Source organism: Pseudomonas sp. EGD-AK9 (assembly GCF_000465935.2).
Classification (GTDB): Bacteria; Pseudomonadota; Gammaproteobacteria; order Pseudomonadales; family Pseudomonadaceae; genus Aquipseudomonas.
Genome location: NZ_AVOF01000067.1, coordinates 1 through 10456 on the forward strand (window position 1 = coordinate 1; position 10456 = coordinate 10456).

The 10456-nt window shown below is 66.8% G+C and carries 9 protein-coding genes; 5 read left to right on the forward strand and 4 right to left on the reverse strand.

Translation table 11 applies throughout. The features are described from left to right. Window positions 1-379: 379 nt before the first annotated feature. Complete coding sequence (locus N878_RS03710; RefSeq protein ID WP_021442344.1) at window positions 380-1015, forward strand: type II secretion system protein N; 636 nt, start codon at window positions 380-382, stop codon at window positions 1013-1015. Between the two features lie 4 nt (window positions 1016-1019). After that, window positions 1020-2966 carry a type II secretion system secretin GspD gene (gene gspD, locus N878_RS03715; protein WP_021442345.1) on the forward strand — a complete coding sequence of 649 codons (1947 nt, stop codon included), beginning with the start codon at window positions 1020-1022 and terminating at the stop codon, window positions 2964-2966. A gap of 65 nt (window positions 2967-3031) precedes the next feature. Here gspD and N878_RS03720 read toward each other — a convergent pair whose 3' ends face one another. After that, complete coding sequence (locus tag N878_RS03720; RefSeq protein ID WP_021442346.1) at window positions 3032-4735, reverse strand: amidase; 1704 nt, start codon at window positions 4733-4735, stop codon at window positions 3032-3034. A gap of 328 nt (window positions 4736-5063) precedes the next feature. Between N878_RS03720 and N878_RS03725 the strand changes: the two genes are divergently transcribed. Beyond that, window positions 5064-5456, forward strand: coding sequence for a GFA family protein (locus N878_RS03725; protein WP_021442347.1), 393 nt, complete (start codon window positions 5064-5066; stop codon window positions 5454-5456). Between the two features lie 203 nt (window positions 5457-5659). Here N878_RS03725 and N878_RS03730 read toward each other — a convergent pair whose 3' ends face one another. After that, on the reverse strand, window positions 5660-6883 hold the full coding sequence (locus tag N878_RS03730; protein ID WP_031302700.1) for a nitrate/nitrite transporter: 1224 nt from the start codon (window positions 6881-6883) through the stop codon (window positions 5660-5662). A 502-nt stretch (window positions 6884-7385) separates the two neighbouring features. After that, window positions 7386-7793: a RidA family protein gene (locus N878_RS03735; RefSeq protein ID WP_021442349.1), complete on the reverse strand. Its 408-nt coding sequence runs from the start codon at window positions 7791-7793 to the stop codon at window positions 7386-7388. 137 nt (window positions 7794-7930) lie between these two features. Here N878_RS03735 and N878_RS03740 point away from each other — a divergent pair, with 137 nt between their 5' ends. After that, window positions 7931-8851, forward strand: a complete 921-nt coding sequence (locus tag N878_RS03740) for a LysR family transcriptional regulator (protein WP_021442350.1) — start codon at window positions 7931-7933, stop codon at window positions 8849-8851. Between the two features lie 19 nt (window positions 8852-8870). On the opposite strand, the gene N878_RS03745 is transcribed toward N878_RS03740, so the two are convergent. Beyond that, window positions 8871-9851, reverse strand: a complete 981-nt coding sequence (locus tag N878_RS03745) for a GlxA family transcriptional regulator (protein WP_021442351.1) — start codon at window positions 9849-9851, stop codon at window positions 8871-8873. 89 nt (window positions 9852-9940) lie between these two features. On the opposite strand from N878_RS03745, the gene N878_RS03750 reads away from it, so the two are divergent. Beyond that, window positions 9941-10456: FAD-dependent oxidoreductase (locus N878_RS03750; RefSeq protein WP_021442352.1), on the forward strand; the 516-nt coding region annotated here is incomplete at its 3' end.

Consider the following 10456-nt stretch of genomic DNA (forward strand, 5'->3'; position numbering starts at 1 on the left):
CGGCGAAACGCTGCGCCTCGGCCAACGCCACCGGCTCGCAATCGGCCCGATATGCCAGGCAGGCGCGCCCCTCGTGCAGCACGAACACCACGCCGTGACGTTTGGCGAAACTGAAGGGCAGACGGCGCAGGGGAGTCTCGAGCAGCGAAGCGTTCATGCGATGAGCCTTGAAACGGAACCTTGTCGCGAGTATTACAGCCCAACTTGACTGTTTGTCCCTCGCGACGATCTTTTTTGTAATGCTTATCGAAATATCTTTAACACATTGCCCAATACGGCACACCCACCCCATATAGGGGATGCCAATGCCACGCAGGCTGTTATGATCGGCCCGCGACGCATAGCACATAAAAAGAATTAGAACGTCGTTTCCGGAGTAATGCATTTGGCCCTCCCCCAGCGCCTCAAGGACAACGCCCCGAGCGTGCTTGGCATGCTCGTGCTGATCGCCCTCAGCGTCAGCCTGGCCTGGCAAAGCGCCGAGCTGCTGCGCCTGGTGCGCGGCCCCGCGCTGCAGCCACCGAGCCAGGCCGCCAGCCCCCTGGAACAACCCAGCCAGGCGCCCCTCGCCCAGCTGTTCGGCAGCGCCAAACAGGACGACAGCGGCCCACCACCGGCCACCAACCTGCAACTGACCCTGCTCGGCAGCTTCGTCCACAGCGACCCGCAACGCTCCAGCGCGCTGATCCAGCGCCAGGGCCATAGCGCCCAGCGCTACGCCGCGGGCATGGAGGTGGACAACGGCGTGCGCCTGGATGCGGTCTACGCCGACCGCGTCGAACTGCTGCGCAACGGCCGCCGCGAGAGCCTCGCCTTCCCCCGCCAGCAGAGCGGCCAGTATGTCTACACGCCCCCGGCCGAACCGGCCGACGCCGCCCTCGATCAACTCGACCAGCTGGAGCAGGACAACCTCGAACAACTGCGCCAGCGCATGCAGGCGCTGCGCGAGCAGATGGAAGCCGCCGGTACCCTGCCCGAAGAAACGCCCTCCGATCAGCCCATGGAAAGCGAATGAACCGATGCATGCCATCCGCAGCCGACTGACCCTCGCCCTACTCGCCGCCGGCCTGGCCGCCGCCCCCCTACCCCTGCTGGCGCAGATCGAACAGGTGCCGGCCAGCGCCAACCAGCAGGACGAAAGCTGGACCATCAACCTCAAGGGCGCCGACATCCGCGAATTCATCGATCAGGTCGCCGCCATCACCGGGCAGACCTTCGTCGTCGACCCACGGGTCAAGGGCCAGGTCAACGTGGTGTCCAACACCCCGCTCAATCTGACCGAGGTCTACCAGCTGTTCCTCTCGGTGATGGCCACCCACGGCTTCAGCGTGCTGACCCAGGGCGACCAGGCGCGCATCGTGCCCAACGCCGAGGCCAAGGCCGAAGCCGGCGAAGGCCGCCCGGCACCCGATCGCCTGGAAACCCGCCTGATCCAGGTGCAGCACGCGCCGGTGGCCGAGCTGATCCCGCTGATCCGCCCGCTGGTGCCGCAGTATGGCCACCTGGCTGCCGTCACCTCCTCCAACGCGCTGATCATCAGCGACCGCAGCGCCAACATCGCGCGTATCCAGGATCTGATGCGCCAGCTCGACCAGACCGGAGCCCGCGACTACAGCGTGATCAACCTGCAGCACGCCTGGGTGATGGACGCCGCCGAAGTGCTCAATACCGCCATCGCCCGCGGCCAGGCCAAGGGCGCCAGCGCCACCCAGGTGGTGGCCGACGCGCGCACCAACCGCCTGATCCTGCTCGGCCCGCCGGACGCCCGCGCCAAGCTGGCCAACCTGGCCCAGTCACTGGACACCCCCACCAGCCGCTCGGCCAACACCCGGGTGATCCGCCTGCGCCACAACGACGCCAAATCGCTGGCCGAGACCCTCGGGGAAATCTCCGAAGGGCTGAAGAACCAGCAGGATGGCGAGACCGCCGGCAAGCCGTCGAACATCCTCATCCGCGCCGACGAGAGCCTCAATGCCCTGGTGCTGCTGGCCGAGCCCGATCTGGTCGCCACCCTCGAAGACATCGTGCGCCAGCTCGACATCCCGCGCGCCCAGGTGATGGTCGAGGCGGCCATCGTCGAAGTCTCCGGCGACATCACCGACGCCCTCGGCGTGCAGTGGGCGGTGGATGCGCGCAGCGGCAGCGGCGGCACCGGCGGCCTGGGTGGGGTCAACTTCTCCGGCACCGGGCTGTCGGTGGGCACCGTGCTGCAGATCCTGCAGAGCGGCGAGGTGCCGGAAAACACCACCCTGCCCGACGGCGCCATCATCGGCATCGGCAGCGACAACTTCGGCGCGCTGGTCACCGCGCTGTCGGCCAACAGCAAGAGCAACCTGCTGTCCACCCCCAGCCTGCTGACCCTGGACAACCAGAAGGCGGAAATCCTGGTCGGGCAGAACGTGCCGTTCCAGACCGGCTCCTACACCACCGATGCGGCCGGGGCCAACAACCCCTTCACCACCATCGAGCGCAAGGACATCGGCGTCACCCTCAAGGTCACCCCGCACATCAACGAAGGCGCCACCCTGCGCCTGGAGATCGAGCAGGAAATCTCCTCCATCGCCCCCAGCACCGGGCTCAACGCCCAGGCCGTGGACCTGGTGACCAACAAGCGCTCGATCAAGAGCACCATCCTCGCCGACGACGGCCAGGTCATAGTGCTCGGCGGGCTGATCCAGGACGACGTCACCGAATCGGTGTCCAAGGTGCCGCTGCTCGGCGACATCCCCCTGCTCGGCGGGCTGTTCCGCTCTACCCGCGAATCCCACATCAAACGCAACCTGATGGTCTTTCTGCGGCCCACCGTGGTGCGCGACGGCGCCGGCCTGGCCGCGCTGTCGGGCAAGAAATACAGCGACATCCGCATCCTCGGCAGCGCCGACGAAGGCCGCCCGAGCATCCTGCCGCGCAACCCGGCGCAGCTGTTCGACGGCCAGGGCGCGCCGGCGGTGGATCTGCGCCAGTAAGCGAGTTGGTTGCGGGATAAAACCCTGGGGGGCGCTTTACGGCAAAGCCCTCCCAGCCTCCCCACTCACCCCAGCGGCGGCGTGCGCGGCGGGATCAGGCGTTTGCTGCCGGTGGCCTCATAGGCCGCGGCCAGGCGCAGCAACTCCGAGTCGTCGTAGGCGCGGCCGGCGAAGGTCAGCCCCACCGGCATGCCGATATCGGCCATCACCCCCATCGGCACGGTGACCGTCGGCACGCCCAGGTGGCGGATGGCGAGGTTGCCGTTGGCCACCCACACGCCATTGCTCCAGGCGATATCGGCGGAGACGGAATTCACGTCGGCATCGGCCGGGCCGACGTCGGCCACGGTGGGAAACAGCACCGCGTCGAGCTTGAGGCCGTCCATCCAGTCCTCCAGATCCAGATTGCGAGTCTGCTCCAGGCCGCGCAGGCCATCCGGCACGGTGGGAATCTGGTCCCAGGAGCGGATGCCGCGCTTGGCCATATTGACGTACTCGTCCATGCCGGCGGCCAGGTCGCCCTCGCGGTTGGGCAGCGTGCCCGGGTCATGCGGGAATATCTGCGGGCCGTCGACGTCCGCCAGGCGGTTGAGCTTGGGGTCGCCGTTGGCGCGCAGGAAATCGTCGAAGGCCCAACCCGACAGCTCCCACAGCTCGTCGTGGAGGAATTCCGGGGTGACGATGCCGCGATTGAATACGGTCGGCGCACCGGGGCGGTCGCCTTCGCAGTTGGAGACCAGCGGGAAGTCCACTTCCACCACCTCGGCGCCGGCCGCTTCCAGCGCCTGGCGCGCCTGCTCCCATAGCGCGATCACCGAGGCACGGGTGTGGATGCGCTGGCCGGTCGGCCCGCCGATGCCGGGGTTGTCGCTGGTGCCGGCTTCCTCGTCCTTATTGATAAACATGCGCGGCACGCCCAGGCGCTTGCCCTTGAGCGCACCGGGCTGGGCGGCGAGCGCCAGGTAGGACGCCGGGCGTACCTCGGAGGGCTTGGGAATCGGCACCCAGGGCTGCAGGCGCCAGAGGTCACCGCGGGTGTCCGGATCGTCGGCCACCACCACGTCGAGCACCTCAAGCAGGTCGGCCATGGTCCGCGCATAGGGCACCACCACGTCCATGGTCGGGGTCAGCGGCCAGTTGCCGCGCACCGAGATCACCCCGCGCGACGGCGTGTAGGCGCACAGGCCGTTGTTCGACGCCGGGCCGCGGCCGCTCGACCAGGTTTCCTCGGCCAGGCCGAAGGCGGCGAAGCTGGCGGCGGTGGCGGTGCCGGCGCCGTTGGACGAGCCCGAGGCGAACGGCGCGGTGAGGTAGGCGGCGTTGTACGGGCTCTCGGCGCGGCCGTAGACGCCGCGCTGCATGCCGCCGTTGGCCATCGGCGGCATATTGGTCTTGCCCAGGCAGATGGCGCCGGCGGCGCGCAGGCGCTCGATGGTGAAGGCGTCGCGCTGGGCCACCAGGTCCTTGAACGCCGGGCTGCCGGAGGCGGCGGTCAGGCCCTTGACCAGGTAGCTGTCCTTGGCGGTGTAGGGAATGCCGTCCAGCGGGCCGAGGCTCTCGCCACGGGCGCGGCGCGCATCGGAGGCCTCGGCTTCCTTCAAGGCATCGGGGTTGCGCACCACCACCGCGTTGAGCTTGGTCGGCGTGTTCGGGCCGTCGTAGGCCTCGATCCGCGCCAGGTAGGCCTGGACCAGCTCGACCGCCGTGGTGCGGCCGGCCTCCAGCGCGGCGCGCAGCTCGGCAATGGAAACTTCGGTTACCTCGATCATGGTGTCGTCACTCACTGATGGCGGGGCCGGCCGGCTGCGGCCAGCCCCGGATACGGAAAGCCCTGGTCCAGCGGCCGCAACGCCCCCAGTAGGAGCGGCTTCGGCCGCGAACATCTGCCTGATGATACATGCCGCCGAGCGCCCGCAGGAGGCCGAGACCAGGCCTCTGCCGCCCGCAACCACTGCAGCAGTTCGGCCTGCAGGCTGCCCGGCTCCGCCGGCTAGGGCTCCAGCAGGCAATAGCGCGAGCCGTGCGCGACGCCCCCCAATGGCACCACTCGCCTGCTATGGTCTTGGGCACTGCCTGCTGCAACCAGAGGACCCCGAAATGGAGCGATTCACCGGCGGTTGCCTGTGCGGCAACCTGCGCATCGTCGCCACGGGCCGGCCCTACCGGGTCGGCGTGTGCCACTGCCTGGACTGCCGCAAACACCACGGCGCCCTCTTTCACACCTCGGCGATCTTCCCCGAGCGCGCGGTGCAGATAGAGGGCGAAACCGCCCACTACGCCGGCCGCCACTTCTGCCCGCGCTGCGGCTCACCGGTGTTCTCGCGCACGGCCGATGAAATCGAAGTGAACCTCGGCTCGCTGGACGCCCCCAACCAGCTGACCCCCACCTACGAACTCTGGACCATCAGGCGCGAGGCCTGGCTGCCGGCATTTCCGCTCGACAGGCGCTACGAGCGGGATCGGGAGAACGAGGGGCGGTTCGAGGGGTAAGAGTCGAGTGGATGAAAACGATCCAAGTGACCAGTCGTAGAGGGCCGTTGGCCTGAGTGGGCATTCAGCAACCTCGGGATCGCGACCTGTACCCGAATGCTGCAACCGAGGTAAGCCAGCGCCGCCAATAAGGGCGCGCTCGTTCAGCTACGCCCTTCCCTTTTTGTGGCCACCGGCCCATGCGCAGCAGCCAATCCGCGCGATTAACTAGCGGCCAAACCCGCAGAAGCGGCTACTGGTAATTCTCTGGGCAGTTTTAGCGTCAGCACTATCAGCAACACACCCACTCCGCTTATGACGGCATATACCCCGGCAAAGCTGCCGCTGTGATTGGCCAATAGCCCCGCACCATAGTTGCCGAGCATGCCGCCAGAACCTTGCATCACATTAGCGATACCAAAGATGGAAACGGCCATGGCGCTGGACGATGCCACCTTGGAAACGTAAGCGGGAATAAGGCCGAAAATGGGGTAGAAGGCAGTGGAGAACAGCACTGCGGCGACCAGGGGCCAATGGCCCGAGGGCTGTATCACGAATATCAGCGCTGCCATCACCACGCAGCCATACACCAGAAACATCGCCGCGCGTAGTCGGGTTCGGTCCGAGAGCCAGCCAATTGCGAGACCAGCGAACATGCCGACGAAACCGATCACGGCCCAGACCTGAGCAGTGTATTGCACGTCAAAGCCAAGCTCGGTACGCAGGTAAGACGAGAGGTAGGTCTGAAACGGAAAGGTGGCGAAACCTATCAAGAAATTCATCGACCAGATCAGCAATACCCAAGGTTTTATCAACTCTGAGCGCAAGCTGGGTAAGGCGACCTCGCTTGTTGTGGCTGCTGAGGTTGGCGACACGGTTTGGCCGAGCAAGCCTCCCCTCTTGAACACCACCAGCACCAGCGCAGCCATCGCCATCGTCAGCAACCCAACTACCCACCAAACGCTGCGCCACTCCCCTTGGGGGGCGTAGATGGGCACCAACAGGCTGTTGATAGCTACCCCATAGCTGGTACCGCTGGATACCAGTCCCATGGCCAAACCGCGGTAACGGTAGGCGACCACCCTGGCGATAACATCGACCATAGGCACAAAGACCGTCGCTGCAGTGCCCGCCAACAGGGTCAGCAGTACACCTATAAAAAAGGTGTTGTTCGACAACGGAATCAGTAGCAACGCGACTGCACACACAGCGCCCGACGCCACTATCATCCTGCCACCGCCCACCCTGGGCGTCAGCCAGACCGCCAGCATTGCGCAGAGTAGAAAACCCAGCTGCGCTGAGGCGGTGATAGTGCCGACGTAGGAAAAGCCGAAACCCAAAGATGCCTGCATATCGGGTACGAGCTGGGCAAACAGGTATATCCCGAAGCCATAGGTCGCCGCCACCAGGCTGGTTAGCAACACTACGACCGCAGCATTTGAACGCATGACGAGCACCCTATGGGCTGCTGGAATTGATTTCAGCAAGTCAGAACATGAGGTAAGAAAGCCGCGGAGCAACTTTCGCCCAGGCACGTGACGAGGCCCCGGTGCACGGGTCGGTGCGTGAGTTCCGAGGCTCCTGTCCAACCTCGCGCCACCCAATAGCGCAACAGGTTCGCATTGCTCTGAAGCAGTCCAACTCTACTGAACGTGCATTCCAGCCGAGCGATAAAAGCGCCCTCCATATGCTCCATACCGCCACATTGCATGGCTGTTCGCCGCTCAGGCGCAAAGCAATCAGATGCCCAACATCGCGGGCATACCGCGAAACTCATGTCATTGAATGTCTGGCTCCGCTCGGCCTGCCGCCGCAGGTAACTGCTGGTTGCAAGCCTGCCGCAACTCAACACTGCGATATGACAAGCAAGGCCCACGAATAGCCGCTCCAAGCAGGATGGCTAAACGTCGCGAGGCCCATCAGCGCTGTGCACAAGCTATCCCGGTCCGCTCAACCCGCCGCGCCCTCCGGCAGCTTGGCGATCACCTTGATCTCGAACTGGAAGCCGGCCAGCCAGGTCACGCCGATGGCGGTCACTGTCGGGTAAGGCGCCTGGCCCCAGAACTCGGCCGCCACCTCCCAGATGGTCTCGAACTTCGCATCGGGCTCGAGCATGAAGATGGTGGTGTCGACCACGTCGGCGAAGCTGCATCCCGCCTCGGCCAGGATCGCATTGAGGTTGGTGAAGGTGAGGCGCACCTGGGCTTCGAGGTCGGGCTCGGGCGAGCCGTCCTGGCGGCTGCCAACCTGGCCGGAGACGAACAGGAAGCCGTTGGAACGGATCGCCGGCGAATAGCGGTGGAGCTCGTATAGGGCATGGCGGTCGGGCGGGAATACCACATCGCGTTTGCTGGTCATTGCGGGTCTCCATGGGCCGCTGCGGCCCGTTGCTTGAGATGGAGCCACTGTAAGAAGCGCGTCGGGCTGGATAAACCGGCAACTCTGGTCATGACTGTTTGTAGAATCCAAACAATCCCCCATGAGTGAGAAGAGCAATGGACCGTTTCGATGCGATGCAGGCGTTCGTGCGCGTGGTGGAGGCCGGCAGCTTCACCAAGGCGGCGACGACGCTGCACATGAGCAAGACCAGCGTGACGCAGCTGGTGCAGCAGCTGGAGGCACGGCTGCGCGTGCGCCTGCTCAACCGCACCACGCGCCGGGTCGCGGTCACCGCCGACGGCGCCGCCTACTACGAGCGCGCGGTGCGCCTGCTGGCCGATATGGACGACGCCGAAACCAGCCTCTCCAGCGCCGCCGCCCTGCCCAGGGGGCGTCTGCGGGTGGACGTGCCCAGCCCGCTGGCGCGGATGATTCTGGTGCCGGCGCTGCCGGACTTTTATGCGCGCTACCCCGACATCCAGCTGGACATGGGGGTGAGCGACCGCGTGGTGGACCTGATCGGCGACAAGGTGGACTGCGTGGTGCGCGGCGGCGAGATCGCCGATCAGTCGCTGATCGCGCGGCACGTGGGCGACCTGCAGCTGGGCGTGTACGCCGCGCCGAGCTACCTGCAGCGCGCCGGCACGCCCAGCCACCCGCGCGAGCTGGAGGACAGCCATCACCGCATCGTCGGTTTCCTCTGGGCGCGCGCCGGCAAGCCGCTGCCCTACGCCATGCAGTGCGGCGACGAGAGCCTCAAGGTGCAGGGCCGCTACGTGCTGGCGGTGGACGACGGCAACGCCTACCTCGCCGCCGGCCTGGCCGGCCTGGGCATCCTCTGGCTGCCGGACTACATGGCCAAGGCGCACCGCCAGCGCGGCGAGCTGGTGCCGCTGCTGGAGCACTGGCGGCTCGAGCCGATGCCGCTGTACCTGGCCTTCCCGCCCAACCGCCACGTCAGCGCCAAGCTGCGGGTATTTATCGACTGGGTGGTCGAGCTGATGGCGCAGCACGCGCCGGTGCTGGGTCGCCGCTAGGCCAACAGGCCGCAGGCGCCTAGCGCGAGAAGCGCCGTCGATAGTCCCGCGGGGAAATGGCCAGGTGGCGCTGGAAGGTGGCGCGCATCCGCTCCTCGTCGCGGAAGCCGCACTGCCGGGCAATCTGGTCGATATTGCGGCTGGAGTCTTCCAGCAGGCGCCGCGCCGCTTCCAGGCGGAAGATCTCCACCGCCTTGGCCGGGGTGCGCCCGGTCTTCTGCTTGTACAGCCGGGAGAAATGCCGCGGGCTCATGTGGCAGCGCTCGGCCATGGCTTCGACGCCGAGTGCCGGACTGTCCAGGTTGTCGCCGAGCCAGCGGTGCAGTTCGTCGAAGGTCGCGGTATCGCGCGCCTGGGCCTGCAGCAGCTCGCTGAACTGGGCCTGGCCGCCGGGGCGCTTGAGGAATACCACCAGCTCCCGCGCCACCTGCATGGCCACCTCGCGGCCGCAGTCGGCCTCCACCAGCGCCAGAGCGAGGTCGATGCCGGCGCTGACGCCGGCCGAGGTCCACAGCGCGCCCTGCTCGACGAAGATCGCGTCGCTGTCCACCTCGATGCCCGGAAAGCGCGCCTTGAGCATGTCGCACATGGCCCAGTGGGTCGCCGCGCGCTTGCCTTCCAGCAACCCCGCCTCGGCCAGCAGGAAGGTGCCGCTGCACACCGAGGCGGTGCGCCGTACCCGCCGTGCGTTGGCGCCGATCCAGGCGATCAGCTCGGCGGACTCGGCCACCGCCCGTTCGATTTCCGGTGCGCCCGGCACGATCAGGGTGTCGACCTGCGCCAGCGGCACCTCGGCCAGCGCCTGGGTCTGCACCACCAGGCCCTCGGCGCTGCCGACCAGGCCGCCCGGCAGGCTGGCGGTCAGGCGCTGGTAGCCGGGCAGGCCGCGCGCGTGCATGGCCTTGCTGGCGGCCCAGAACACGGTCTGCGCGCCGGTGAGGTCGAGCAACCCGACTTGCGGATAGGCGAGAAAAAGGATGGTGCGCGGACGGTTTGGCATGATTTCCGGGGTATCTGTCATTTCTGCCGAAATGCTCCTCTCCTAGCATGGGCCCGTCAAACACCAAGAGCCCAAGCCAGGAGTACCAGATGAAACAACGCATTCTGATTGTCGGTGGCGGTTTCGCCGGGGTATGGAGCGCGCTGAGCGCCATGCGCCTGCTCGACCGGCACGGGCGCACGGATATCGCCGTGACCCTGCTCGCGCCGCAGCCGCAGCTGCGCATCCGCCCGCGTTTCTACGAGCCCGAGGTGCATACCATGCAGGCGCCGCTGACAGCGCTGCTGGCAGCGGTGGGCGTCGAGTTCGTCCAGGGCAGCGCCGAGGGCATCGATCCGCAGCGCCAGCAGGTCAGCTACCGCAACGCCGCCGGCCGCGTCGCCGAGCTGGGCTACCAGCGCCTGGTGCTGGCCTCCGGCAGCCGCCTGCTGCGCCCGACGCAGGCGGGGATGGACGCGCACCTGTTCGACGTGGACGAGATCGAGCAAGCGGCGCGCCTGGAGCAGCACCTGCTGGGCCTGGCGCAGCGCCCGCAGACGGCGGCGCGCAATACCGTGGTGGTGGCCGGCGGCGGTTTTACCGGCATCGAGACGGCGACGGAAATG